Annotated in this window: 25 protein-coding genes; 14 read left to right on the forward strand and 11 right to left on the reverse strand. The window is 57.9% G+C overall.

Annotation, left to right across the window (positions count from 1 at the left end; all coding sequences use genetic code 11):
- Positions 1 to 11 precede the first annotated feature (11 nt).
- The 5 genes from INF32_RS08950 to INF32_RS08970 form a co-directional block, all read right to left on the reverse strand.
- A complete protein-coding gene (locus INF32_RS08950) occupies positions 12 to 1115 on the reverse strand; it encodes a hypothetical protein (protein ID WP_226387993.1) in 1104 nt (367 codons plus the stop codon).
- A 13-nt stretch (positions 1116 to 1128) separates the two neighbouring features.
- Entirely contained in the window at positions 1129 to 1551 is a 423-nt protein-coding gene (locus tag INF32_RS08955; RefSeq protein ID WP_226387994.1) for a hypothetical protein, read from the reverse strand.
- Positions 1552 to 1870: 319 nt separating this feature from the next.
- The gene (locus tag INF32_RS08960; protein WP_226387995.1) at positions 1871 to 2158 is read right to left on the reverse strand and encodes a hypothetical protein; all 288 of its coding nucleotides are present in this window, start codon (positions 2156 to 2158) and stop codon (positions 1871 to 1873) included.
- A gap of 554 nt (positions 2159 to 2712) precedes the next feature.
- Positions 2713 to 3321 (reverse strand): ribonuclease HII, encoded by a 609-nt coding sequence (locus INF32_RS08965; protein ID WP_226387996.1) that lies wholly within the window; start codon positions 3319 to 3321, stop codon positions 2713 to 2715.
- An 11-nt stretch (positions 3322 to 3332) separates the two neighbouring features.
- A complete protein-coding gene (locus INF32_RS08970) occupies positions 3333 to 6365 on the reverse strand; it encodes a glycosyltransferase family 117 protein (protein WP_226387997.1) in 3033 nt (1010 codons plus the stop codon).
- Between the two features lie 287 nt (positions 6366 to 6652).
- Here INF32_RS08970 and cysS point away from each other — a divergent pair, with 287 nt between their 5' ends.
- The 3 genes from cysS to INF32_RS08985 all read left to right on the forward strand — a co-directional run bounded on the left by cysS (position 6653) and on the right by INF32_RS08985 (position 10012).
- Positions 6653 to 8119 (forward strand): cysteine--tRNA ligase, encoded by a 1467-nt coding sequence (cysS, locus tag INF32_RS08975; RefSeq protein ID WP_226388134.1) that lies wholly within the window; start codon positions 6653 to 6655, stop codon positions 8117 to 8119.
- A gap of 549 nt (positions 8120 to 8668) precedes the next feature.
- A complete protein-coding gene (locus tag INF32_RS08980) occupies positions 8669 to 8962 on the forward strand; it encodes a hypothetical protein (RefSeq protein WP_226387998.1) in 294 nt (97 codons plus the stop codon).
- 372 nt (positions 8963 to 9334) lie between these two features.
- A complete protein-coding gene (locus INF32_RS08985; RefSeq protein WP_226387999.1) occupies positions 9335 to 10012 on the forward strand; it encodes a serine O-acetyltransferase in 678 nt (225 codons plus the stop codon).
- Positions 10013 to 10114: 102 nt separating this feature from the next.
- Here INF32_RS08985 and radC read toward each other — a convergent pair whose 3' ends face one another.
- Genes radC through INF32_RS09005 form a run of 4 tightly spaced genes read right to left on the reverse strand, consistent with a single transcriptional unit; the run spans position 10115 to position 13310 of the window.
- Positions 10115 to 10789 carry a RadC family protein gene (radC, locus tag INF32_RS08990; protein ID WP_226388000.1) on the reverse strand — a complete coding sequence of 225 codons (675 nt, stop codon included), beginning with the start codon at positions 10787 to 10789 and terminating at the stop codon, positions 10115 to 10117.
- The gene (gene rnc, locus INF32_RS08995; protein ID WP_317172700.1) at positions 10782 to 11750 is read right to left on the reverse strand and encodes a ribonuclease III; all 969 of its coding nucleotides are present in this window, start codon (positions 11748 to 11750) and stop codon (positions 10782 to 10784) included. The genes radC and rnc overlap by 8 nt, the downstream gene beginning before the upstream one ends.
- Positions 11751 to 11770: 20 nt before the next feature.
- On the reverse strand, positions 11771 to 13018 hold the full coding sequence (gene fabF / locus INF32_RS09000; protein ID WP_226388001.1) for a beta-ketoacyl-ACP synthase II: 1248 nt from the start codon (positions 13016 to 13018) through the stop codon (positions 11771 to 11773).
- A 58-nt stretch (positions 13019 to 13076) separates the two neighbouring features.
- On the reverse strand, positions 13077 to 13310 hold the full coding sequence (locus tag INF32_RS09005) for an acyl carrier protein (RefSeq protein WP_226388002.1): 234 nt from the start codon (positions 13308 to 13310) through the stop codon (positions 13077 to 13079).
- Between the two features lie 144 nt (positions 13311 to 13454).
- Between INF32_RS09005 and purN the strand changes: the two genes are divergently transcribed.
- The 6 genes from purN to INF32_RS09035 all read left to right on the forward strand — a co-directional run bounded on the left by purN (position 13455) and on the right by INF32_RS09035 (position 19217).
- Positions 13455 to 14024: a phosphoribosylglycinamide formyltransferase gene (purN, locus tag INF32_RS09010; RefSeq protein WP_226388003.1), complete on the forward strand. Its 570-nt coding sequence runs from the start codon at positions 13455 to 13457 to the stop codon at positions 14022 to 14024.
- Between the two features lie 31 nt (positions 14025 to 14055).
- Positions 14056 to 14757, forward strand: a complete 702-nt coding sequence (gene pepE / locus INF32_RS09015) for a dipeptidase PepE (RefSeq protein WP_226388004.1) — start codon at positions 14056 to 14058, stop codon at positions 14755 to 14757.
- A 12-nt stretch (positions 14758 to 14769) separates the two neighbouring features.
- Positions 14770 to 15132 (forward strand): YraN family protein, encoded by a 363-nt coding sequence (locus INF32_RS09020; RefSeq protein WP_226388005.1) that lies wholly within the window; start codon positions 14770 to 14772, stop codon positions 15130 to 15132.
- A 64-nt stretch (positions 15133 to 15196) separates the two neighbouring features.
- Positions 15197 to 15862, forward strand: a complete 666-nt coding sequence (locus INF32_RS09025) for a Crp/Fnr family transcriptional regulator (protein WP_226388006.1) — start codon at positions 15197 to 15199, stop codon at positions 15860 to 15862.
- A 25-nt stretch (positions 15863 to 15887) separates the two neighbouring features.
- Positions 15888 to 17123: a 3-deoxy-D-manno-octulosonic acid transferase gene (locus INF32_RS09030; RefSeq protein ID WP_226388007.1), complete on the forward strand. Its 1236-nt coding sequence runs from the start codon at positions 15888 to 15890 to the stop codon at positions 17121 to 17123.
- 180 nt (positions 17124 to 17303) lie between these two features.
- Positions 17304 to 19217, forward strand: coding sequence for a TonB-dependent receptor plug domain-containing protein (locus INF32_RS09035; RefSeq protein ID WP_226388008.1), 1914 nt, complete (start codon positions 17304 to 17306; stop codon positions 19215 to 19217).
- A gap of 137 nt (positions 19218 to 19354) precedes the next feature.
- Here the strand turns inward: INF32_RS09035 and INF32_RS09040 are convergent, their stop codons facing one another.
- Positions 19355 to 20029 carry a hypothetical protein gene (locus INF32_RS09040; RefSeq protein WP_226388009.1) on the reverse strand — a complete coding sequence of 225 codons (675 nt, stop codon included), beginning with the start codon at positions 20027 to 20029 and terminating at the stop codon, positions 19355 to 19357.
- 401 nt (positions 20030 to 20430) lie between these two features.
- Here INF32_RS09040 and INF32_RS09045 point away from each other — a divergent pair, with 401 nt between their 5' ends.
- The 4 genes from INF32_RS09045 (at position 20431) to INF32_RS09060 (ending at position 24567) form a co-directional block, all read left to right on the forward strand.
- Positions 20431 to 21573, forward strand: coding sequence for a site-specific integrase (locus tag INF32_RS09045; RefSeq protein ID WP_226388010.1), 1143 nt, complete (start codon positions 20431 to 20433; stop codon positions 21571 to 21573).
- A gap of 834 nt (positions 21574 to 22407) precedes the next feature.
- Positions 22408 to 23652, forward strand: coding sequence for an AAA family ATPase (locus INF32_RS09050; RefSeq protein ID WP_226388011.1), 1245 nt, complete (start codon positions 22408 to 22410; stop codon positions 23650 to 23652).
- Between the two features lie 8 nt (positions 23653 to 23660).
- Complete coding sequence (locus tag INF32_RS09055; RefSeq protein WP_226388012.1) at positions 23661 to 24203, forward strand: RloB family protein; 543 nt, start codon at positions 23661 to 23663, stop codon at positions 24201 to 24203.
- A gap of 10 nt (positions 24204 to 24213) precedes the next feature.
- Entirely contained in the window at positions 24214 to 24567 is a 354-nt protein-coding gene (locus INF32_RS09060) for a hypothetical protein (RefSeq protein WP_226388013.1), read from the forward strand.
- A gap of 484 nt (positions 24568 to 25051) precedes the next feature.
- On the opposite strand, the gene INF32_RS09065 is transcribed toward INF32_RS09060, so the two are convergent.
- Positions 25052 to 25474: a very short patch repair endonuclease gene (locus INF32_RS09065; protein ID WP_226388014.1), complete on the reverse strand. Its 423-nt coding sequence runs from the start codon at positions 25472 to 25474 to the stop codon at positions 25052 to 25054.
- 241 nt (positions 25475 to 25715) lie between these two features.
- On the opposite strand from INF32_RS09065, the gene INF32_RS09070 reads away from it, so the two are divergent.
- Entirely contained in the window at positions 25716 to 26792 is a 1077-nt protein-coding gene (locus INF32_RS09070; RefSeq protein ID WP_226388015.1) for a DNA cytosine methyltransferase, read from the forward strand.
- Positions 26793 to 26800 lie beyond the last annotated feature (8 nt).

Genomic DNA, 26800 nt, shown 5'->3' on the forward strand with positions numbered 1-26800 from the left:
TTGTTCTCCTCTCAAAATCCGATCTCTTCCTGCGCCGTCACCTCCAGCTCCAGCCGGCACAGCGCCCCCTCCTGCCGGAGCACCGCCCGCCCGGCCGACACGTCCACGGGAACGATCCGCACCCCGCCTTCCCCGGCCGTCCCGCCGCCCCAGTCCTCCGGCGCCGCCGGGCACTGCCCCGTTCCGAGGAGCATCCACACCCGCCGGGCACCCGCCAGCGACGCGAGCCACCGCATCCCCTCCGGCGTCTGGCAGCGGGAGACCAGCGTCATCGACCGCACCGCCCGGCTCGAGGTCACCTGCACGCCCGCCGCCGTCGCGGCCCGCTCCTTTCCGATCCGCAGCTCCTCCCGCACACACCCGGCAAACGTATAGTAATCCATCCCGCCGAACTCGTTCACCCAGCCGAGCCGCACCCCTTCCGGCCGGCGCCTTTCCAGCCGGTACCGGCGCACCACGGCCATCCCGTCCGTCCCGGCACCCTCTTCCGTCTCCGCGCCCTCCGCCATCTCCACGTCCAGCCACGCGAACTCCTCCATCTTCCGGCCCGCGGCCGCCGCCCGTGCCGCCACGTCGTCCCGGTTCACCGCCAGCAGGACCGCCGCCCCGCCGTCCGTCCGGCTCCCCGCCTCCAGCACGCAGTCGTCCACCCCCTTCCCGCGCAGCCTCAGCCGGGCGGCGACACGTTCCGCCCCCTTCCGCCACACGCACTCGTCCCATTCGCCCGGAGCCAGCCTCCGCACCCGGGGCCCGCCCGAGAGCAGTCCGCCCGCCCCGGCGTCCCGCGTCCCGGCCAGCAGCGGACACCATTCGGAAACGGCCTCTCCGACCCGTATCCGCACCCACACCGCATACCCCGTACACTCCGCCCAGCCCGTCTGCGCCCGGTAACGGGGTTCCGCCGCAAAAAGCCCCCTCACGTACCCCGCCACATCGACCCGGTACTCCGTCTCCCCGTACAACACCTTCACGCCCAGCACCGACCCTTCGTCCGTATCCGTCCGGCCCGAAACCTCCACCTCCGTGGCCTCGTCCGCCGCACAGCCCGACACCCGGTACACCACCCCCCGGCCGACACCTCCGCCGGCCGCAGGCACTTCCGTTATCTCCGCCATCTTCCCTGCTCCTTTATTCTCCGCAGTCGTCCGCCCGGAAAAAGAGCGACACCCGGAAACTCACCTTCAACGACACTTCGCCCGCCGCCGTCATCGGACACTCACCCGGTCCGCACTCCGCCGCCCAGACCCGCACGACCCCGGCCGTCCGGGCCAACCGGCGGCAGATCGCCAGCGCATCCCGCTCCAGCCGGTTCCACACCCGCTCCCGACCCCGGCCGTCCACACCGGCCCCGGCCGCCATCAACACCATCTCCACCCGGTAGAGGGCCTCGCCCTCGTCCCCCGTCGCCGCCTCCGTCAGCCGGGGCGGCATCAGCCACACCGCCGGAAAACGGCACACCGTCCCCCCGCACCGGTACCCGAACCCCGAGTAAAAGGCATACCCCGCCTCTCCGGCCGCCCTCTCCAGGCCGGCCGTCAAAATTTTCCGCATATCTCCGAATTGTTTTACGGGAGCACACGCTCCCCGTCCTCTCTTTCCGGGCCCGTTCCGGTACCCCTCCCGTCCGACTCCGGTCGCGTCCCAACCGCTCTCCGGCCAGACCTCCCTCCCGGACCCGGTTCCGGCACCCCACCCACTCTCTCCGGGCTCGGTTCCGATACCTCTTTCCGCCCGGCTCCGGCCGCTTCCCGCAATCCGGCTTCCCTGGCCGACGCCCCGGGACCCGGAACGTGTCGATAACTTTGTCGATTTCCTGTCGATAACCCGTCGGCAACCGGTCAACAACTACCCCGAAAGCGTCCGCTCCCTGTCAATAACTCCGTTCCTCCAGCACCCGGATCAGGTCCTTCAACTCCCGCTCCACTCCGGCGGCACACCCCTCCGACATCTTCCGCCGCACCCGCTCCCGGCACAGCTCCCCGAGCCCGGCCAGCGCCTCCCGCAGCAGCCCGAGCACCCGCTCCCGCCGCTGCTCCAGCTCCGCACAGCGCAGACTGTCAACCTTTTCGCCCGAAACGGCCCTCCTCTCCGGAGACGCGCCGCCCCCTGCGGGGAAACCCGCCCGGGTCCCCGCCGCTTCTCTGACACTACCTCGCATTCGTTCTCTCTTTTTTGAATGACACAAACGACACCGTCCCGGCGCACGCCTCCGGCACTTATCGACAGTGCCGGGCACACGAAACCCCACCCCGAAGGTCTATCCGAATGGTCGACTGCTCCCGGTCCGGCGGCTCTTCCCCTTTCCGCCTTCTTCCCGGGCAACGGATACCGGAACCCGGGGCCCGCGTCCGGGCCCCACCCCCCGCGGCGGTCGACCGCGGGAGCCGGGACAAATATAATACGGCCGCACCCCCCTTGTCAAGAGGTGCGGCCGAAAAATCGGAGATTGTATAATATTTCACCCGCGCGGATCGCGCCGGCACACTATCGTTCAGCCACTTACCCGGACAGCCCCGCATCCGGAAAACCGTGCCGGACAGCCGCCCGGCGCTCCGTTCCTCCCTTCCCGGGCAGATTTCCCGGACCTCCGTCCCCGGTCTCCTCCCCCGGCCGGACAAAGCGGGGAAAAGGGTCCCGCGCCAACGTTCCCGAGTCCCGCTCCGGCGTTCCGTCCGCGCCACGGACCCGGCGAAACCGCCCGCCCCCGGCTCCTCACGCCTCCGCGCCGAAGAGTTCGGGCTCGTAGGAAGAGCGGTTGAACGAAAGCCGGTGATAGGGCGTCAGCCCCAGCCGTGCCACGGCCATGCGGTGTTCCCGCGTCGGGTAGCCCATGTTCCGCTCCCAGCCGTAACCGGGATACTCGGCGGCGATCCGCTCCATGAACTCGTCGCGGTGGGTTTTGGCCAGCACCGACGCCGCCGCGATATCGGCATAGGTCGCGTCGCCCTTCACCACGCACCGGTAGGGAATGTCGAGCGTCGTACGGAAACGGTTTCCGTCGATCAGCAGCAGCCCCGGGCGGACGGACAGCCGCTCCACGGCCTGCGTCATCCCCTCCATCGAGGCGTTCAGGATGTTGATCCGGTCGATCCGCTCCGCATCCACGGCCGCCACGGCCCACGCCACGGCCTCCCGCTCGATCACCTCCCGCATCCGGTCGCGCTGGCGGCGGGTCATCTGTTTCGAGTCGTTGAGCGCCGGATCGGCGAAGTCCGGAGGCAGGATCACCGCCGCCGCGAACACCGGCCCGGCCAGACATCCCCGGCCCGCCTCGTCGCACCCGGCCTCGGGCACCTCCCGCTGGTAGCAGAGCGTCAGCATCGTCCTCCGGACTATTCGATTCCCACCGAGGTGAAGAAGTCGTGGATGCGGTCGGCCTGCGCGGTCTGGTTGTTGGTCTTGGCCAGATTGTAGAGCTCTCCCAGCAGCGCCATCTTCTCCTGCAGCGCCTGCGACACCATGTCGGCCTTCGGCCCGGTGAACTGCATGTAGTAGCGGACGTACTCCTCCAGGTTGGCCGCGTAATCCTCCAGTATGGCGTTCGCCTTGTCGGCGGCCCCGGCCATGTAGTAGGCCTCGATCACGGGCATCGTCAGCACGTAGGAGTGGCGGATCTGCGAGAAGGGCATCTCCTCCACGCCCCGGTCGAGCACCTCCACCGCCCGCAGCGTGTCGCCCCGCTGCACGAGCGCCTTGGCCAGCCGCGCGAAGGCGTTGCGCGTCTGCGCCGCGTTGAAGTTGGTCTGCACGAAGAAGTCGGCGTTCACCCTCGGGTCCTTCACGTTTCCGTAGCGGAACGTGTTCATCAGCTTGTCGTAGAGGTAGTCGGGATCGACGCGCCCGATCTCCAGCGAACTCCTCACGGGCGTCCGGATCGGCACCAGCCGGTAGGCGTAGCCGTCGAACTGGAGGTAGTCCCTCAGCCCCAGCGGCGCCACCGTATAGGTCTGCGTGAAGTAGAGCGGACGCTTCCAGTCGAAATTGGCCAGCAGGTCCACCAGCATCATCTCGCCCTTGTCCAGGTTGCTCTTCGATATGTTGATATAGACCGTGTCCTCGATCAGATGGGCCTCTTCCGGCCGCACGATCCCGCTGGCCAGCACGTTCTCCTTGTTGACCGGGATGGCCAGCCGCTTGGCCGGCAGGTAGTCCACCGACTTGCTGCCCAGCTTGGCCTGCGTCCGCGGGTCGTCGCTCTTGAGGAAGTCGAGCGCCTGCCGGATGTCCACCGGCCGGTCGAAGAGATCCTGCACGAAGATGAAGTCGTTGCGGTTCACATACTTGCTGCGCGGCAGCGAGAAAGGCACCGGCTCCGACTCGTTGGCCTTGATCTTCATCTCGTCGATGTACCAGTCGGCCCCCAGGTAGCTCATGTTCATCACGCGGATGTCGGGCCGCACCCCCTCCACCTCCTGGTTGTACCACAGGGGGAAGGTGTCGTTGTCGCCGTAGTTCATGACGATGGCGTTCGGCAGCGCCGACTGCAGGTAGTTGTAGCCGATGTCGCGCGCCACGTAGCGGTGCGAACGGTCGTGGTCGTCCCAGTTCTGCGCGGCCAGGATGACCGGCACGCAGGCGCAGACCGCCGTCGCCCCCACAGCCGCCGCGACGCCCCGCCGCTTCAGCAGGCGCCCCAGCAGGTCGGAGACGGCCATCACCCCGAACCCGATCCACATGCAGTAGGCGTAGAACGATCCGGCGTAGACGTAGTCCCGCTCTCGGGGCTCGGCCGGAGCCGAGTTGAAGTAGAGCACCAGCGCGACGCCCATCATGAAGAAGAGCCACATCACCACCACGAAGTTGCGCTTGTCGCGGTTGAGCTGGTAGATCAGCCCCACCAGCCCCAGCAGGAAGGGCAGGAAATAGTAGGTGTTGCGCCCCTTGTTGGAGGCCATCTCCGAAGGCAGGTTGTCCTGCGGCCCCAGGTAGAGCTCGTCGATGGCCTTGATCCCGGAGAGCCAGTTGCCGTCCGTGATCTCGCCCGTGGACTGCACGTCGCTCTGCCGGCCCACGAAATTCCAGAGGAAATAGCGCCAGTACATGAAGTTGAGCTGGTAGGCGAAGAAATAGCGCAGGTTCTCGCCGAAGGTCGGCACCGTGATCGCCTCGCCGTTGTAGCGCACCTTGCGCCCCTTCACGTCGCCCCAGGTCTCGTAGTCCTTGATGTGCGACTCCTTGTTGGAGTACATCCGGGGGAAGAAGAACTCGAATTCCGGGGGATACTCGTATCCGGTCACCATGCTGCCCTCCTTGTATTTCCCGTCGTCGCCCATGTAGTAGAAGGTCTTCTCCTTCACCCCGATCGCGGGCGAGGAGTAGTAGGGACCCTTGAGCAGCGGACGGTCGCCGTACTGCTCGCGGTTCAGCAGCGAGAGCAGCGCGTAGGGGTTGTTCGGATTGTTGCTGTTCATCGGGGGATTGGCCGCCGCCCGGATGATGACCGAGGCGTAGGAGGCGTATCCGAGCAGGATCACCGTTCCGCACAGCACCACCATGTTGGCCAGCGCCTTCCCCCGCCGGTGGGTGTACCAGATGCCCCAGCCCGCCAGCGCGAAGACGGCCAGCGCGAAGAAGACGATGCCGCTGTTGACCGGCAGCCCCAGCCCGTTGACGAACACGCGGTCGAACCAGGCGCCCACGGCCACCGACCACGAGATGATCGGCACGTAGATCACCATGAGGATGGCGCCCGACGCCGCCAGCGCCTTCACCACGCCCCAGCGGGTCACCTTCGGGTATTTCCGGAAATAGTAGATGAACACCAGCGCGGGGATCGTCAGCAGGTTCAGGATGTGGATGCCGATCGAAAGGCCCATCAGGTAGGCGATCAGCACCAGCCAGCGGTTGGCGTGGGGCTCGTCGGCCACGTTCTCCCAGCGGAGCATGGCCCACACCACCATCGCCGTGAAGAGCGACGAGAGCGCGTAGACCTCGCCCTCGACCGCCGAGAACCAGAACGTGTCGGTGAACGTGTAGGCCAGCGAGCCGATGAGCCCGGCCCCGATCACCGTCCACACCTCCCCGCGGGAGAGCTCCTCCTCGCCCCGGCCGTAGATGCGGCGGGCCAGGTGGGTGATCGTCCAGAACAGGAAGAGGATCGTGAAGGCGCTGGCCAGCGCCGACATCGTGTTGACCATCGCGGCCACCGACTCCGCATCCGGGGCGAAGATCGTGAAGAAGCGCGAGATCATCATGAAGAGGGGCGCTCCGGGCGGGTGGCCCACTTCGAGCTTGTAAGAGGTGGCGATAAACTCCGCACAGTCCCACAGACTGGCCGTCGGCTCCATCGTCATCAGATATACGGCGGCCGAAATCGCAAAGGCCAGCCACCCGAAGGCGAGGTTACACTTCCTGAAATAATTCATCCGTCGATTCGGTTTTCAATGCCCTGCGGGGGCATTCGTTCGGTTTAAAACACTGTTTCACAACACGCCGGGCACGCGGAACACCCTTCGCCGGCCTCCGCCCCGCCCGCGGGAAGAGGAGCGCCGGGCCCCTTTCCCGTTGCAAAATTAAAAAAATAACGGCGCAAACCTCCATTTTATTCCGTAGTTATTGGGAAAGTTGCTAATTTTACACCCTATATTTGTACGATCCGCGCCCGCCCGGAGCTCCCGGCCCGGACCCGCGCCCATAAACACACCACACGATGATGGACTCGAAACTGACCCTGTACAATACGCTCACCCGCACCAAAGAGGTGTTCGCGCCCCTCGATCCGCCCCGCGTGGGCATGTACGTCTGCGGCCCCACGGTCTACGGCGACCCGCACCTGGGCCACGCCCGGCCGGCCGTCACCTTCGACCTGCTCTTCCGCTACCTCACCTTCCGGGGCTACAAGGTGCGCTACGTGCGCAACGTCACCGACGTCGGCCACCTGGAGAACGACGCCGACCAGGGCGAGGACAAGATCGCCAAAAAGGCCCGCCTCGAACAGCTCGAACCGATGGAGGTGGCCCACTACTACACCGAGCGCTACCACCGGGCCATGGACGCCCTGGGCGTGCTCACCCCCTCGATCGAACCCCGCGCCTCGGGCCACATCATCGAACAGATCGGGCTGGTGAAGCGGATTCTGGAGGCGGGCTTCGCCTACGAAAGCAACGGTTCGGTCTACTTCGACGTGGAGGCCTACGACCGGCAGCACCGCTACGGGCGTCTCTCGGGCCGCGTGCTCGACGAGATGATCGCCAACACCCGCGCCCTCGACGGGCAGGACGACAAGCGCTCCCCCTACGACTTCGCCCTCTGGAAGAAGGCCTCGCCGGAGCACATCATGCGCTGGCCCTCGCCCTGGAGCGACGGGTTCCCCGGCTGGCACCTCGAGTGTTCGGCCATGAGCGCCAAGTACCTCGGCGAACGGTTCGACATCCACGGCGGGGGCATGGACCTCATGTTCCCCCACCACGAATGCGAGATCGCCCAGAGCGTGGCCGCCTGCGGCCACGACTCGGCCCGCTACTGGGTGCACAACAACATGATCACGATCAACGGCCAGAAGATGGGCAAGTCGCTGGGCAACTTCATCACCCTCGAGGAGCTCTTCACCGGCAGCCACCGGCTGCTCGCCCAGGCCTATTCGCCCATGACCATCCGCTTCTTCGTCCTCCAGGCCCACTACCGCAGCACGCTCGACTTCTCGAACGAGGCCCTTCAGGCCGCCGAGAAGGGGCTCGACCGGCTGATGAAGGGCGTGGAGACCCTGGGCAAGATCGTCCCCTCGGCCGTCTCCACGGTGGAGGTCTCCGACCTGGAGAACCGCTTCCGCGAGGCGATGGACGACGACCTGAACTCCCCGATGGTCATCTCGGCCCTCTTCGACTGGGTGCGGCAGATCAACCAGCTGCGCGACGGCCAGCAGACGATCACGGCCCCCGACCTCGACCGCCTGCGCACCCTCGTGCACACCATCGTCTCCGACGTGCTGGGCCTGCGCGACGAGAAGGGCGGCGAGGGCCGCGACCTGGTCGCCCCGCTGGTGGAGATGCTTCTCGACATACGCACGGAGGCCAAGGCGGCCCGCGACTGGGCCACCTCCGACCGCATCCGCGACCGGCTGACCGAAATCGGTATCCGGGTCAAGGACCGGAAAGACGGCTGCGACTGGGAAATCGAATGATCCCGTGCAACGTTTCGCACCGGAAATGCATCTGATTAAAATATATCATAAAAAATATGAATCGACCCATGAAAACACTGAACCTGCTGAAACGAATCGCCCTGCTGTCGCTGGCGGGAGCCGCGCTGGCCGGCTGTAACGAGGACGTCGAGACGACGTTCTCGATCTACTCCCAGGGAGGCGTCTACATCCTCCAGACGAACTCCGGGACGGGCGAAGGGCTGGAGAAGAGCTTCGCACCCTACATCGGCCTCGGAGCCGCCTACGGCACCTTCGCCGACGTGACGATCACCCACAACGGCATGCCCGTCTACGGACGGATGCTCGGTCCCTACTTCTACGAGACCGACGCCTACTCCTCGGAGCACACCCTCTCGGCCGTCAACGGCACCTACGCCATCACGGCCGTCGGCACGCGCGAAGACGGAACCCAGCAGACCGCCACGGGCAGCGTGACCTTCAGCATGGAAGAGGACGACGCCCTGGGCGAACTCAAGGTCAAGGAGTTCTCCTTCGACGGAAGCCGGGTGAAGGGCCTCCTGGGAGAAGGTGGACAACGCCACGGCCGCCGGTATCATCATTTCCGTGCGCGAAACCCCTCCGGGCTACACCGAGGGCTTCTACCGGCTGGGCTACAACATGACCTACCTCCAGAACGACTATATCTCGACGAACGAATGTTCGGTCCATCTCGACCTGAGCGCCTACCCCGAGGGACAGGAGTTCGAAATCAAGGTGGCCGCCCTCAATTCGGTCTACGGCAAGGGCTCCATCCTGCTGGAGGGTCCCACCAAAACGATCGTCAAGGGTACCAACCACTTCATCGAAGACCCGGAGGAGTAGCCTCCTCTCCCCGGCCGGCGGCCGACCGGACCCTTCGGGACGGCTTCTCCGACCGGGCGGGCCTGCGGCACTCCGCCGGAGCCCGGACACGGAACACGGCCCCTGCGGGAGCAGACGCTCTCCGCGCGGCACGTCCGGCACCACACGGGGCTTGTCCGACAGTCCGGCCGTAACGATCTCACCCCCACCGGAAAAATTCCGGTGGGGGTGATTGTTTTCCGGGACAGCGCTTCCCCCGCGCCGTGGCAGTGAGAGCGGGACAAGACCGAATTTACCGGTCCGAACAGAATTAAACTGCCTTCCTTCCATACAGATCCGGAATTTTCGTCTATTTTACATATATATTCACGATTTTTGCCTACTTTTACGATTATGACACTCGCCGGCACCTCCCGCATCCGATTCCGGGCATTGGGCGGCAAACATAATTTTCTCATCATGAAGACGGAATACTATGATCTAAACGGCAAAAAATTGTGCATCCCCGTCCCGGAAAGTTATAGCGACTGTATAACTTTAATCAAAAGCGACAGATTCAGACTAACCGGCAAAACGGAATCGTCATTCCCGATCATCCTGCGGAACCTCAGACCATTCGGCCATCACACGCGCTGGCTTTTCTGGCTGCGCCTCTCCTCGTACAAAGGCGTTTTCCACCCCTTCTGCCGCTTCATGTACGGGATAACCAGCAGAAAGGCACAGGTACAGATACCGCCATTTTCCAAAATCGGATACGGTCTCTATACCGGTCACGGCATCTGCATCATCATCAACGAAGGAACTGTCATCGGCAACAATGTAAACATATCGCAACTCTTAAACATAGGGACCAATCACTGCACGCCGGCAATCATAGGGGACAATGTCTATATCGCCCCGCATGTCAGTATCGTGGAAGATGTAAAGATCGGAAGCAACTCTTCGGTCGGCGCCGGGGCGGTGGTCACCAAAGACGTACCGGAGAATGCCACCGTCGCAGGAGTCCCGGCCCGGGTTCTCAATTACAATCACCCCGGGCGATACATTGGCCGGAGATACCCATGCGAATGACGCGGAACAGCGGCGCCATTCCGCGCGTTTCAGCCTGCAATTCTCCATTCGGGAAAAATCCGGGAAAAATTTCCGGAAAATGACGGGGGCGATCCCGGGAAGCTATCCCACGAGCCCCTCCTGCCGGAAACTGAAATGATCCCCGTCCGTTATGACGAGGTGGTCCAGCACGCTGATGTCGAACAGCGAGGCGGCCGCCACCAGTTTGTCGGTCAGCATGCGGTCCTCCTCGCTGGGGCGGGCCACTCCCGACGGATGGTTATGGACCAGGATCAGCGACGAGGCCAGCAGTTCCACGGCCCGTTTCACCACGATCTTGTAGTCCACCACCGTACCCGCCACGCCGCCCTGGCTGACGCGCACCCGGTCGAGCACCCGGTTTCCGGCCGTCAGGTAGAGCACCCAGAACTCCTCGTGGCTGAGACCCGTCACCAGCGGACGGAACATCCGCACCACATCCTGCGTGCCCTCGATCCGGCTCACCTCCGACACCCCTTCGAACCGCAGACGGCGGCCCAACTCCAGCGCTGCCAGCAACATCGCGGCCCGCGTCGCACCCAGTCCGCAGCTGCTGCGCAGCTCCCGGAACGAAAGGCCCGCCAGGCGCGTGAGCGATCCGTCCACCCCGGCGAGCAGCCGCCGCGCGGTGTCGATCGCCGGTTCGGTCTTGATCCGCTCCCGGATCACGATGCTCACCAGTTCCGCGTCGCTCAGGCGTCCCGCCCCGCGCGTCACCAGCCTTTCACGCACCGCCCGGTCCTCCTCGCTTTCAGCCACGGGGCACCTCCTTTCCCTCCGGCTCTCCGGACCCGGAACCGGCCGGGGCCGTCTTCTTCCGCCGCCGGCGTCTGCGTCCGGCACTCCGGCCCGCACCTTCCGGCGCTCCGGCCGGCACCCCGCCGGACCCCTCTCCCGCGGCGGAGTTCTCCGTCCGCACCCCGGCTGCCGGCTCTCCCGGGAGCGGTTCGTCCAGCGAATCGTCCAGAAGCTCCAGCAGGTGATAGCCCGTCTCGTCCGAAAGGGCCTGCGACACCGCATAGGCGGCATGCTGTTCGGCCTCCTTCTTCGAGGAGCCGTTGCCGTAGCCCATCTCCACGCCGTCGATCAGCACCCTCGACCGGAACTCGGGCGACTGGGCCGTGGATTCGGGCGTATGGGCCGTGTCGAAGACGATCTCCCGCCGGCTCTTCTGGCACCACTCGATCAGACGGCTCTTGAAGTCGCTCTCGGTGCGGGTGATCGTCTGCAGGTTGATATTCTCCTTCAGGATACGGTTGATGAGCAGGCGGTTCACGAAATCGAACCCCTTGTCGAGGTAGATGGCTCCGATCATCGCCTCCAGCGCATCGCCGAAGAGGTGTTTCTGCACGTAGACACCGCCCTGCTGCATGATGATATGCTGCGAGAGGCCGATGCGTATGCTGATCTGGTTGAGCGTGGCGCGGCTGACGATCTTCGACCGCATCTGGGTGAGGAAACCCTCGTCGCGCCCCGGGAACTCGATGAACAGGTAGTCCGAGACGACCGCCTCCAGCACGGCGTCGCCCAGAAACTCGAGCCGCTCGTTGTTGAGCGGCACCCCGTCCTCCGTAAGCAAAGAAGCTGACCTGTGAATCAAGGCCAGCTTGTAGAGTTCTATGTTGTCCGGAGAGATTCCGAATACCGTATCCACGATTTTATAATACTCCCTGTCGCGGCCGAAACGCTTTCTCAGCGGACGTAACAGGAATCCGAACACGGCCCGAACGGTTGATTCGATCAGATTTTACCGAAGATCACCGTCGAGTTGTGCCCGCCGAAGCCGAACGTGTTGCTCATGGCGTATTTCACGTCGCGCTCCTGCGCCTGGCCGAGGGTCAGGTTCAGCTTGTGGTCGATCACCGGATCGAGCTCCTCGACGTTGATCGTGGGAGCCACCACGCCGCGGTCGAGCGTCATGATGCAGGCCAGCGCCTCGATCGCGCCGGCGGCACCCAGCAGGTGCCCGGTCATCGACTTGGTCGAGTTGATGTTCATCTGGTACGAATGGTCGCCGAACACGGAGAGGATACCCTTCAGCTCGGCCGGGTCGCCCACGGGGGTCGAGGTACCGTGCGTATTGATGAAGTCGATCTGCTCGGGGTTGAGCCCTCCGTCCTTCAGGGCGTCCTTCATCGCCTTCTTCGCGCCCAGTCCTTCCGGATGCGGGGCGGTGAAGTGGTATGCGTCGGCGCTGATGCCGCCGCCCACCATCTCGGCGTAGATCCTGGCACCGCGTGCCTTGGCGTGCTCGTACTCCTCCAGCACGAGGGCTCCGGCGCCTTCGCCGATCACGAAACCGTCACGGTTCACGTCGAAGGGACGCGAGGCGGTCTGGGGCGAATCGTTGCGCGTGGAGAGCGCCTGCATGGAGTTGAACCCGCCCACGCCGGGCTGGTTCACGGCGGCTTCCGAGCCTCCCGTCACCATCACGTCGGCCTTCCCCATGCGGATGTAGTTGAAGGCGTCGATCATGGCGTGGTTCGACGAGGCACAGGCCGACACGGTACAGTAGTTGGGACCCATGAAGCCGTACTTCATGGAGATGTAACCGGCCGCGATGTCGGCGATCATCTTGGGGATGAAGAAAGGGCTGTAGCGGGGGACGAATCCACCCTCTACAAAGCCCTTTACCTCCTGGTAGAAAGTCTCCAGCCCGCCGATTCCCGATGCCCAGATCACTCCGGCCATCTCCAGGTCGATCTTTTCGGGGTCGATGCCCGAATCCTTCATGGCCTGGTCGGCCGCCACCAGCGCATACTGGGTGAACAGGTCGTACTTGCGTACCTCCTTGCGGTCGAAAAAGTCGGTGGGGTTGTAGTTTTTGACCTCGCAGGCGAACTTCGTCTTGAACAGCGACGCATCGAAGTGAGTGATCGGTCCAGCTCCGCTGACTCCTTTTTCCAGATTTGAAAAATACTCTTCAACGCTGTTTCCCAAAGGGTTAATAGTCCCGATACCCGTGACGACAACTCTTCTCAATGCCATAAACAATACTGTCTTAGTTAAACAAAGTCCGGATGTGAAATCAGAAATTTAGGTCGAATTATTTCTTCGATTCGATGTAGGAGATCGCGTCGCCTACGGTGGTGATTTTCTCTGCGTCCTCGTCGGGGATCGAGATTTCGAACTCCTTCTCGAACTCCATGATCAGCTCGACGGTATCCAGCGAATCTGCGCCGAGATCGTTGGTGAAGCTGGCTGCGGGAACGACTTCTGCTGCGTCAACGCCCAGCTTGTCCACGATGATCTCTACTACTTTTGAAGAAACTTCTGACATGATTCAAAAATTTAAGTTTAACAATTGTTATTTTTCAGATTACTTCGTTTTTCAACGACAATTTTTTGCAAAAGTAACACTTTTTCCATTACTTTTGATACTTCCAAAGTTTTTTTCACCTCTTTTTTACCCAAACAGCTGAAAATGAAAAATATAGCCATATTCGCCTCCGGCTCGGGCACCAACGCAGAACGGATCATCCGCCATTTCGCGCAGAACCCGGCGGCCCGCGTCGCCCTGCTGCTGTCGAACCGGCCCGACGCCGGAGCCCTCGGCCGCGCCCGTGCGCTGGGGGTCGAAACGCTCGTCGTGGACCGGGAGACCTTCCGCGACGGCGACCGCGTAGCCGGTCTCCTGGCCCGGCGGCAGATCGACTTCATCGCCCTGGCCGGCTTCCTCTGGCTCCTGCCGCCGGAGCTGGTGCACGCCTATGCGGGCCGCATCCTCAACATCCACCCCTCGTTGCTTCCGGCCTACGGGGGCAAGGGCATGTACGGCGACCGGGTACACCGGGCCGTGATCGAGGCGGGCGAAAGGGAGTCGGGCATCACGATCCACCGCGTGGACGAGGTGTACGACAACGGCGACGTGGTGGCCCGCTACCGGCTGGAGGTGCGGCCCGGGGAGACGCCCGAATCGCTGGCCGCCCGCATCCACGAGCTGGAGTACGCCCACTACCCCCGCACGATCGAACGGGAAATCATGAAACTGTAAACATACATAAATATATAAAACACGCAACACCATGAGACTTCTTCTGATCAGCAACTCCACCAACGCCGGCGAACCCTATCTGAAATATCCGATCGGGGAGATCGGCCGCTTCCTGGGCGAGGTGCGCGAGGTGGTTTTCGTCCCCTACGCCGCCGTCACCTTCTCCTACGACGACTACGAGCGCAAGGTGCAGGATCGCTTCGACGAGATCGGCGTGCGCGTCCGCTCCGTCCACCGCTACGAGGACCCCGCCGCCGAGGTGCGCCACGCGCAGGCCGTGGTCGTGGGCGGGGGCAATACCTTCGCCCTGCTCCGCAAGATGCAGGAGTACGACCTGGTCGAGGCCATCCGCCGCCGCATCGCGGCCGGGGTGCCCTACATCGGCTGGAGCGCCGGCAGCAACGTGGCCTGCCCCACGATCGGCACCACCAACGACATGCCCATCGTCGAGCCGCAGTCGTTCCGCGCCACGGGAGCCGTCCGCTTCCAGATCAACCCCCACTACACCGACGCCCATCCCGAGGGACACGCCGGGGAGACGCGCGAGGTGCGCATCACGGAGTACGTCACGGCCAATCCGGAGGTCACCGTGGTGGGTCTGCGCGAGGGGTGCATCCTGCGGCTGGAGGGGAACGACCTGCAACTGATCGGGCCGCGGCCGATGCGCATCTTCCGCCACGGAGAGCCGACCCGCGAGGTGAATGCCGGCGACGACCTGAGTTTCCTGCTCTGAGTGCCGCAGCACATGGAAGGGACCCTCAGCGCCGGACGGCGGGGCGAGCAGGCCGCGGCCGACTACCTCTCCGCCCGGGGTTACCGCATCCTCGACCGCAACTGGCGGGCGGGCCGCTACGAGCTCGACATCGTGGCCCGGAGAGGGGACACGATCCACTTCGTAGAGGTGAAGAGCCGCCGGCGGGGTTCGCTCACCACACCCGAGGAAGCGCTCACCCCGGCCAAGTTCGAAGCCTTGTGCAGGGCCGCCCGGGCCTGGATAGCCGCCCACCCCTGCGACCTGGAGATCAGTTTCGACCTGGCCGCCGTGGAGCTCGCGCCCGAGGGGTGCCGGGTGCGCCACATTCCCGGTGCCGCCGCGCCCCGCTGGTGAAGGACGATTTGCATTTCTCGGAGGAAATGTCTACTTTTAACGGACGTTTTAAAGCACGCATACCATGTATGACATACTGACCGAATGCCCCCTGTTCCGGGGCATGACCGCCGCCCAGATCGAGGAGATCGTCGAACCGGGCCAGAACTCCACCGTGACCCGCTACGGGGAGGGCGACCTGATCGCCCGCAAGGACACGGCCTACTCGGGGCTGATGATCCTGCTCCGGGGCAACGTACGGGGCCAGGTGACCGACGCCGCCGGGCGGATTCTCAAGGTGGACACCATCGAGGCGCCGCAGCTGATCGCCCCGGCTTTCCTGTTCGGGGGCTACAACCGCCTGCCGGTGGACGTGATCGCCAACACGGAGGTGGAGATCCTCACCCTCCACCGCGGACTGGTCTTCGAACTGATGCAGGAGAACATCCTGATCCTCTCGAACTTCATCGACATCATCTCGAACCGGGCCAACGTGTGGTCGAAGAAGATCTACCTGCTCTCCTACAACTCGCTCAAGGCGAAGGTGGCCCACTACCTGCTCGACCACACGAGCGACCGGACCCCGTCGGTGGAGATCCCCTCGATCACCGAGATCGCCGAATATTTCGCCGCCACGCGCAACTCCCTGCTCACCGTGCTCGAAGGGCTGGAGAAGAAGCACGTGATCCGGCTCGGGGAGGAGCGGATCACCGTCATCAACCGCGAGGCGCTCCGCGAGCTGCTCAACTGAAGCCCCCTGCCAGAGAACCGATCCGATGCTGCTATATAATATAGGTATCTACCTCTTCGCGGCGGGCATGCGGCTCGCCGCGCTCTTCCATCCCAAGGCCCGGCTGTGGCTGCGGGGACGCAAACACATCTTCCGCCGCCTGCGGGAGGCCATCCCGGAGGGCGAACGCATCTTCTGGGTGCACGCTGCCTCGCTGGGCGAATTCGAACAGGGCCGCCCGCTGATCGAGGCGGTGCGGGCCGGACATCCGGAGTACAAGATCCTGCTCACCTTCTTCTCCCCCTCGGGCTACGAAATCCGGAAGAACTACCCCGGCGCCGACTACATCTTCTACCTGCCGGCCGACACGCCCCGCAACGCGCGGCGCTTCCTGCGGACCGTCCGCCCGGAAATCGCCGTCTTCGTCAAGTACGAGTTCTGGCTCAACTTCCTGAAACAGCTGCGGCGCAGCGGCTGCCGCACCTTCATCGTCTCGGCCATCTTCCGGCCGGACTCCGTCTTCTTCCGCTGGTACGGCGGCATCTTCCGCCGCGGACTGCGCACGTTCGAACGGCTCTTCGTCCAGAACAGCGACTCGGAGCTGCTGCTCGACAACATCGGCATCAGCAACATCTCGATCGCCGGCGACACCCGTTTCGACCGCGTGAACGCCATCGCAGCCTCGGCCCGGAGGATCGGGATCGCGGAGCGTTTCGCGCAGGGCGGAGGGCACGTCTTCGTGGCGGGGAGCACCTGGCCGCCCGACGAGGAGCTGCTGGCGGAGCTGATCGCCCGACGGCCCGGCATGAAGTTCATCATCGCCCCCCACGAGATCGACCCGGCCCGCATCGAACGGCTGCGCGGCCGCCTCGGCTGTCCGTCGGCCCGATACACGGAGTGCACGGAAGAGACCGACCTGTCGGGGGTGCGCGTCCTGTTCATCGACACGATCGGCATCCTCTCGTCGGTCTACCGGTACGCCGACTACGCCTACATCGGCGGCGGATTCGGGGTCGGCATCCACAACATCCTGGAGGCGGCCACCTTCGGCCTGCCGATCGCCTTCGGGCCCAACTACGGCAAATTCCGCGAAGCCCGCGAGATGATCGCCCTCGGCGCCGCCCGCAGCGTGCGGGAGTGCGGCGAGCTGAACGACTGGCTCGAAGCGCTCGAATCCGATCCGCAGCTCTACGAGCACACGCGGAGGCTCTCGGCCCGCTACATCGGAGAGAACAAGGGGGCCACGGAGAAGATCATGCGGTACATCTTCGGGAAACGGTGACCGCGGAGAGCGGTCCCGGGCAAGCGCGGAGGACGGCCCCGGCCGGCACACAGCGGGAAAAGGTGAGGAAGCAAAGGAAGAAAATCCGTCATACGGGTAATCCGAACCGTAATCCGTATCTCCCGGAATCCGGATAAACCGACTATCTTTGCAGGCGAAACCCAACCGACAACACGAGGCATGAGAACATCACCGATCCTGCTCGCCGCGCTGGCCTGCCTGCCGGCGCTCCTGCGGGCCGAAGGGGAGGAGTCCCCCGCCGGAGGCGGTCCGGCCATCGCCGACAGCGCCGACATCCAGCGCATCGAAGTCTACTCCACGCGCACGCGCGTACACCGCAACATCCTGCCGATCACCCTCTCGGTGGTCACGCGCAGCCAGATCGAGAACAGCAGCGAATCGTCGCTGCTGCCCGTCCTCTCGCAGCACGTGCCGGGCCTGTTCGTGACCCAGAAGGGCATCACGGGCTTCGGCGTCTCCTCCGGGGCGGCCGGAGCCGTCAACGTCCGGGGCGTGGGCGGCGGCAACCAGGTGCTCATGCTCCTCGACGGGCAGCCCCAGTGGGCGGGCATCTTCGGGCACGCCCTGCCCGACATGTACGTGGCCTCCGACGCCGAACGGGTCGAGGTGATCCGCGGTCCCGGATCGCTCATCTACGGCTCGAACGCCATGGGCGGCGTGGTGAACGTCATCACCCGCAAGCCCGACGCCGACGGCACGCAGACCCGCGCCCGCATGCTCTTCGGCTCCTACAACACCCAGAAATACCTGCTCAACAACGGCTACCGCAAGGGGCGTTTCAGCAGTTTCGTCTCGGTCAACCACGACCGCACGGACGGGCACCGTCCCGATTCGCGCTTCCGCATCACCAACGGCTACGCCAACCTCGGCTACGAACTTTCGGACCATTACAGGCTCACGGGGAACCTCACCCTGGCCGGCATCCACAGCCAGAATCCGGGCGAGGAGGACGATCCCCTGCTCGACAATATCATGGACATCCTGCGCGGGAGCGCCGCCGTGGCCCTCGAGAACACCCACGCCCGACGCGACGGGGCGGTCCGCCTCTTCTACAACTGGGGGCACCACAAGATCGACGACGGCTACTCGCCCGGTTCGCAGCCCCGGAACGATCTTTTCCGCTCGGACGACCACCATTTCGGCGCCATGGCCTACCAGACTTTCCGCCCCGTACGCGGGAACCGTCTCACCGCGGGCCTCGACTACAAGAACTGGGGCGGACACGCGTGGTACATCTACCGCGACGGCTCGCCGCGCAGCGACCTGGTGCACCGCACGATCAACGAGACGGCCGCCTACCTCTCCGTACAGCAGGAGTTCGCCCGGATGCTGACCCTCAGCGCCGGGGTGCGCTACGAGTACAACAGCCGTTTCGGCGGCGTGTGGGTGCCGCAGGCCGGGTTCAGCTTCCGCCCCGCGGAGAACACCACCCTGCGGGGCTCCTTCTCCAAGGGTTTCCGCAGCCCGAACATCCGGGAAATGTACATGTTCCCGCCCCAGAATCCCGACCTGCAGCCGGAGAACATGCTCAACTACGACCTGACCCTGGCCCAGTCCTTTCTGGAGGGACGCCTCTCGGCCGAACTGACCGCCTTCTTCATCGACGGGCGCAACCTGATCGAGACCGTGCGGGAGAACGGCCGCCCGGCCAACCGCAACACGGGCCGGTTCATCAACAAGGGAATCGAGTTCGACCTCCACTACCGGGCGCTCCGCGACCTGTCGGTCGACGCCAATTACAGCTATCTGGCCACCAGCCGTCCGCTGCTGGCCGCCCCGCGCCACAAGGCGTTCGCCGGAGCGACCTACACACCGGGACGCTTCTCGCTGAACGTCAGCCTGCAGGTGGTGTCGCGCCTCTACACGCGACTGCCCTCGGCCGGGCAGAGCGCCGCGCTCCAGAACAACTACACGCTGCTCGGCGCCCGGGCCGCCTACCGTTTCGGTCCCGCCGACCGGGGCATCAACCTCTTCGTCAAGGGCGAGAACCTCACCGCCGACCGCTACACGATCAACTACGGATTCCCCATGCCGCGCGCCCTGGTCTTCGGCGGCCTCGACTTCACGTTCTGAGAGGCGGAGTGCCCCGGGACCGGCCGGGAAAACCGCCGGAAAAGAGCCGTCCCCTGCCGCAGATAGTCGCGGCAGGGGACGGCTCTCCTTAACGTACAAGGAATCAAGTTAAATTCTGACAGATAATGCCTGCTTCGTTACAAATCTTCACCGTTCGCATGATTGTATTCATTATCATAATACATATTTATGCGATATTTTCCATAATCGTTCGATATCATAAACCAAACAGGTCTTTTTAAATAATCTACTATCATAGACTCAGAGATTTTAATGATCTCAGATTGTAATTCTTCCGTCGGATTTTCCAATTGTTCGTCTGTATATTTGGACAGCAGGGTTGTCCTAAAAGTTTTCACAATACCCACAGTATCCATAGCCACCGGTTTCTGATAAAACACCGCCTCATAACGTTTTTTATCAACGATCATCTTATAAGAAATATTCTCATCTTCAGGAATAGTATAATCCTCGTCGGAGGACATATATTTAGAATTGTTTGCAAACTGTTTGCAAAGTTCATTGAACCGTATTCGAATATTCAGTTCATCGCTCGAATTGGCATCAGCCACCATAATACGCCAAACTTTATTATTATTCGTTACCACAACAATATTTACATTCACCCCATTAAACTCTCCCACCAAAACATCACTTATCGGACTACTCTGATACCCCTTGGCTTTAAGTTTTCGTATCATTTCTGATTTGCTTCCATCTACGGGGATGCCAAGAAATCGGGTAACATTTTGTTGCGCATATACAGTCATTGAAAACATGAGCAACATTGTAATTGAAAACAAACTTTTCATATTACTAATTTTTTTCTGTCCTCCAGTTCCCCAAGAACCATTATTAACCACGAAGCGTGGAACTGCAATGCCACGTCTCAGTTGAAGGTCGTAGGAAACCCGTGTACGGATGTAACAATAGCAGCCCACGCTATGCGTGAGAACCACTATGCCTTCCTTGTACACGTTTGAAAATTTCCTACATTTATAAAGTAAGATTCGAAAATGAAAACAAGAACTAATCAAATGAAAATAAAATAGCATTATATCAGTATATTATAACGACTACCGTATTTTCACTTGCTTTCAGTATTTATAGTTACTTGGTTCTTTTTCGGTGTATTTTTGTTTCTTATTTGTTCCTTAATTCGGATTATTCTTTCTACCTTTGCGGCAAGAAGAACGAGTAAAAAAGAGACATTATGCCCCGAGTAAAGAAACTCGCGAAAGTTAAGGAGCCGATTCGCCTTCGGATGAAAGATTTGGCCGACGGCAGCAAGAGCCTGTATCTCGATATATACCGCAATGGCAAACGGTCGTATGAATATCTGAAGATGTACATCATCCCTGAAACGGACGATAACGCCCGCAAGCGGAATGCAGCGACCATGACGGCAGCCAATACGATCAAATCTCGTCGCATCATCGAACTGACCAACGGCGAAGCGGGCATAAAGCGTACCGATGATAAGGAAACAGTCTTATTGCTGGATTGGATGAATACCTACATGGAAAACCAGCAAAAGCGCGGCAAGAAGGACGGACATCAGATCAAAGTCGCTATTCAGATTCTGAAAAACTATGCCGGAGAACGGGTAACGATGGAGCAGGTGGACAAAACCTTTTGTCAAGGATATATCGACTACCTTCTGACGGAGTACCGCCCCATGGGTAAGCCCATTTCCAAGTTCACGGCACAGAACTACTATCGAGTACTGAACGGAGCGTTGAACGCCGCTGTCCGTGCCGACGTAATCAAACTGAACCCCTTTACGAAAATCGGCAATTCGGACAAGATACATCGTCCTGAAAGCAAAAGGGAGTATATGACCATCGAGGAACTTCGGGCATTGATCGCCACTCCGATGAAGAATGAGGCGGTAAAACAGGCTTACCTGTTCTCCTGCTTCTGCGGACTGAGGATAAGCGATATAATCGGCTTAAAATGGGGGAACGTATATGCGGATAACGGACAATATCGGTTAGAGGTCGTAATGCAGAAGACAAAGGAACCGATTTACCTCCCGCTTTCGCCCGAAGCGCTACGGTGGATGCCCGAACGGGGCGAGAAGACGGCGGAGGATGCGGTGTTCGACCTGCCCTCCACGACGCATATAAATATTCTGCTCAAGCCGTGGGCGAAAGCGGCGGGTATCGACAAGCGGTTCTCGTTCCACACGGCCCGGCATACGTTCGCTACGATGATGCTGACGCTCGGTGCGGACTTATATACGACTTCGAAACTGCTCGGCCATACGGATGTGAAGATGACGCAGGTATACGCCAAAATCATCAATCGCAAGAAAGACGAGGCGGTGAATCTTGTGAATGGATTGTTCGATTGATTCTGAATCAAGCGCGGTTTGGAAAACGGTTTACTTTGCTATGGGGGCGTATAGGAGAAAAAGAAAGTAAACTTTTTTGCGGGCTGAATATATAGCCCTGAATAAAGCCGGCAAATGCGATGGCGCGTAGCATGAATACATCTGAGAAGAAATAAATATTTCTTCTATAAGAGGTGTTCCTTGTATTCTCCGCTTATCTTGAACGTTTGTTGCGAGACCTTGACAAAGTAGCAGGGATATGTCGCCTCGCAATATGACGGTTATAATAGGGGCATTCTGCAACCTTGCAGGGCTTATCCTATTACTTCCCTCAATCCGGATAGCTTTCAAAACCGCGCTGCAAATTCTTTTCTAAGTTCCCTCTTATCGTTAAAATTTTGATGGGCGATAAATAATTGCTGTTCCTGCAGCGAATAGACCCTTTGTTCATTTGTTTTGCCGAATCCAAACAGCCCACTATCGAACAATCATATAGCCTCTGCTTGCAGATTGAATGGCATTGCTCCCGACGATGAATGTCTGTTGGGGTATTAGGCTACCCCGACAGTTGTCGGGCTGTACAGCAGGCAAGATGGATCAACTTTGCAAATGGCAGATAAAGTTAAACAGCTGTAAGTCTGTCAAATTGCGTTAGCCAATTATTCAAAGGTTTATGAGTTGCAAGCAGCGAATGGACACACAAATATAGAAACATCATTCTTTGGGTTGTCGAACGATCCCTATATAACAATACTTTTTGCAAGCGGCCTTTAATCCATAAAAAAGTTATCCAAATTAAGATTTTGTCATTTAATTTGTTATATTTGCAAGGAAATTACAAATTTAGGGGATAAAATGGTACTTGAAATTCGTCTGAGCAACTTCTTTTCAATTAAAGATGAGGTGGTGCTGGATATGCAGGCAGCAAGCATCCAGACTAAAAAGGCAAAGGAGCTTGAAGAAAATACATTTGTATGCAGTGATGAGCGGCTACTTAAAACTGTTGCCATTTATGGTGCAAATGCATCAGGAAAAAGCAGTCTTATCAAGGCTATTCGCGCTTGTGTGGGAATGATATTCTCATCTCACAATTACAACGAGAATACGATATTTGCCTTTACTCCGTTCAAATTCGGGGGCATTGGCAAGCCAAGTACATTTTTCATTCGCTTTCTTCTTGAGGGGATCGAATATGAATATTCTTTTGAGCTCAATAAAGTTGAGATCCTGAAAGAGGCACTGTATTATTATCCGAATGGACGTCGTTCACTGGTGTTTTCTCGCGATGAGACAAAGGGACCCGACAAAAAGGATATCTATGAATTCCGTTCGGTAATTCGCCGCCCGATGGATGTTGCTGCCAATACGTCCAAGAAAACGCTTTTTGTGTCGCGTGCCAGTCAGATGGACCGAGATGTCGCAAAAGATGTTTTTCGGTACTTCAATGAGCGTTTTATTCTGAATTATTTCGGATATAATTCGTTCTCTGTCGAGCGCTTGTTGAATGAGAACAAAGAGCAGTTCCTTAATGTGCTGCGAATTGCTGACAGCGACATTGTCAAAATCGACAGCCGGCACGAGAATAAAGTTCTGTCTACTGCGGTGATTGATCCAGCTGAAAACCAGATATTGTCGGTAGAGGATATTCAGAAATCGCAGCTGGTCATTACGACCTATCACAGAAATAACCCGGATGTTCCTTTCAACTTTTTTGCAGAAGAGTCTGATGGAACACAGCGCTTATTCAACATGATGCTGACGATTCTGGATATCGTCAAGAATAATAAAATCTTGTTGATAGATGAAATCGAGACGCAGTTGCATATAAAACTGGTAGAGTATATTATCGGTTTGTTCAATAAAAGCGAATCGGCGCAGCTGATATATACTACACACAATACATACCTGCTTAATACCAACAAGCTGCGTAAGGATCAGATATATTTTGTCAACAAACGGGATGACGGGTCTTCGGATTTGTATTCGCTGTTTGATTACAAAGATTTCCGCGACGGACTGGATGCAGAGAAGGCATATCTGCAAGGTCGTTTCGATGCCATCCCGTATATTGACGAACAGGCGGATAGTTTTATAAAATAGACACTGATATGGGACGACAAATAAGAAAATCCAAAGGCAAAACAATGAAGCCGAACTTCTTTGTTTTCTGTGAGGGAGAGTCGGAAGTTGCCTATATCAGTCACCTCCGTTCACAATACCGTGCGCCTATTCAGATTATCCCAAGAAAGAGCGATTCGAACATATCCGTTCGGTATATAGAGAATTGCAAGCGGGAATATATTGTGACCAAAAATGATAAAACGTTTCTAATGTATGACCTTGATGTGGACGGAATGCTGGAACATCTGCAAAGCATCCCGAATGCCGTATTGCTGGTGTCGAATCCATGTATTGAGTTATGGTATCTGCTGCACTTTGAGGAGTGTCATGCCGAACTAACTCAAAACGCCTGCATCAAGAAACTGAAAAGACATCTTGAACACTATGTAAAGGGAATTTTGGCATTGAATGAGAAACAGCAGCTGTCCGACAAGACATCAGAAGCAACGGCAAGAGCCAAGGTGTTGGAGACATATAATAATCCGTCAACTACCATCTATAAAATGATAGAACTACTGGAAAGTCTGTAATTTAAAAATCATGGAGAATAGGGAAATAACGTTAGCCGATATCTTTCTTGACGTCTTGTCAAAATCACAAGATAAAGGTGCTAAACAAATGGCAGAGCGAATAAAGGCAGCTGTTAAATCGCCAGAGGTATTGGAACTGGTAAACATATGTGTTATAAATGCATTGGGATTTAAATCCAAAATCAGCAGCAAAACCGTAGATGATGCAATCGATGGTATTATCAGTTTTGTACACGCTGAAATTGACAGCAGCTCTTTATCGGATGATGACAAAGAGAAAGAAAAGAATTCATACAAACAGTTTGCAAAAAGTCTCGGTAAAATATTAAAAGAGAATTTACGGGCGGAGCAACAGCTAATATAGAAGAAGTAATTACGGACATCTATAATTATTCTGCAATATTTTCAAGCAGCTGGATATTGGCAGGTAGTCAGAGGGCAGATTCGTGTCTATTGAAGTAAAACTATGCACATAACAGTATATGTCAGCAGAGCATATTCAGTCAAAGGCAGGATAGTTCCATTCAATGGATTGTATCGTATTGACGTCTTCGATTTAGACTCAAACCCTTTGCGAATTTCTTGAATCAGCGCAGTCGGCATCTATTTTTCCGCTCAGAAACTCACGCAAGCCTTATTCGCCGTAACTACACTTACGAATATTCGATTGCAGCAATAATTTACAGTGGTTGCGCTCACGATTTATAACTCATGACATCATAGAAATTTCGATGATTATTCAAACTTCACAGTTCAGTGATGCTGGCCGAGAACGTTAAATTTGACGTGAAAGATAGAAATTAACAGCATCTGTACTGCTTTGTGCTAATTGATTTTAATATAGTGCTTTAAGGTGCGCTTCTAATGATTGAAACTATTTGATTAATGGTTTGTAATAATTGGGATTTATTTATTTCGCATTCCCATATTATAACAACTTTCCATCCTAACTGCTGAAGCTTCAATATAGTTTCTTTATCTCTTTGATGATTGCGGAGGATTTTTGATTCCCAGTATTCTACATTTGATTTTGGCAGAACAAAATGCTTGCATCCCTCATGTCCGTGCCAGAAACATCCATTAATAAAAATCACCGTTTTGTATTTGGGCAAAACAATGTCTGGTTTGCCAGGCAATTTGCTGACATTGATCCGATAACGATATCCTCTGCGGAAAAGCTCATGTCTTACAAGAATCTCAGGCTTGGTATTCTTGGACCGAATATGCGACATACAGCGGCGGCGTTGTTCTTGAGTTAATGTATCAGGCATTTTGATGCTTATTATCTTTTGGTAAAGGTAGTGATTATTTAAAATATTTAGGCTTGCTGACAAACAACATTCAGCATTCTTCAGATCTTATTCAAATGAAAACGTTTACAGCCCTCTGAATTATTTTCATTTAGTCAATCTCTGTTTGTGGAAAAAATGTATCTTTGTAAAATATGATTCAGCCGATTGAATACATTCAGTGTGCTGAAGAGTGGTAAAGATGCAAGATGCAAACTACAAAATGAAGAAGCCCAACAAACAGCTGATTGGCATAGACCTTTTTGCAGGTGCAGGCGGATTAAGTCTGGGTGCAGAAATGGCTGGTATATCCATGCGGTATGCAGTTGAAGCAGACACTTATGCCGCAGCCTCATATAAAAGAAATTTTAAGAATGCAGCCGTTTTCTGTGAAGATATAAGAAAACTTTCAGCTGATAGATTAAATACTCACCCGGTTTTTATAATAATGGGCGGCCCCCCATGTCAGGGATTCTCTCTTTCAAACACAAAAACCAGAGATATGTCAAATCCAAATAACAGGATGTTTGAGGAATTTTTGCGTTTTGTTGATAAAATTGCTCCAACATGGTTTGTATTTGAAAATGTATATGGCCTGACAAAGTTTAAAAACGGAGAGGAGAATATACAGAATCATATAGAAAACCGATTTAGACATATTGGCTATACGGTCAAATCAAAAATACTGTATGCATCTGATTTTGGTGTGCCGCAGCGCCGGAACAGGCTGTTTATTGTCGGGAATAGAAATGGGATAGATTTTGAGTTCCCCAAAGAGTTTGATTATTCAGTTTCTGTCGATGAGGCGATTAGCGATTTGCCGGTTCTTGAAAATGGAGAAATTCAAATGAAAGGGGAATACACGGTCCCTTTTGAGCAGGCGTCTCCATATGCTCAGTTGATGAGGCAAAAATCAAAAGCCCCCACCCAGAATATCGTATCACGCAATAAGGACTATGTAGTTGAACGCTATAAATACATTGGCCAAGGTGAAAACTGGTCTTCTATCCCCGACCATTTAATGGGGAACTATGCCGATAAAAAACGATGCCACAGCGGAATCTATAAACGATTGATAGGCAGCAAGCCGTCGGTGGTTATATCGAACTATAGAAAAAGCATGCTTATCCATCCTCATCAGGATCGAGGGTTGTCTGTTCGTGAGGCGGCCCGGCTGCAAAGTTTTCCCGATGATTTCATATTTGAAGGCCCCGTATCGTATGTTCAGCAGCAGATTGGCAATGCTGTTCCTCCGTTGCTTGCCAAAGCTGTTATGAAGAAGATATTGACTTATAAATAACATTGCAG

Origin of the sequence: Gallalistipes aquisgranensis (assembly GCF_014982715.1) — a bacterium.
GTDB lineage: Bacteria > Bacteroidota > Bacteroidia > Bacteroidales > Rikenellaceae > Gallalistipes > Gallalistipes aquisgranensis.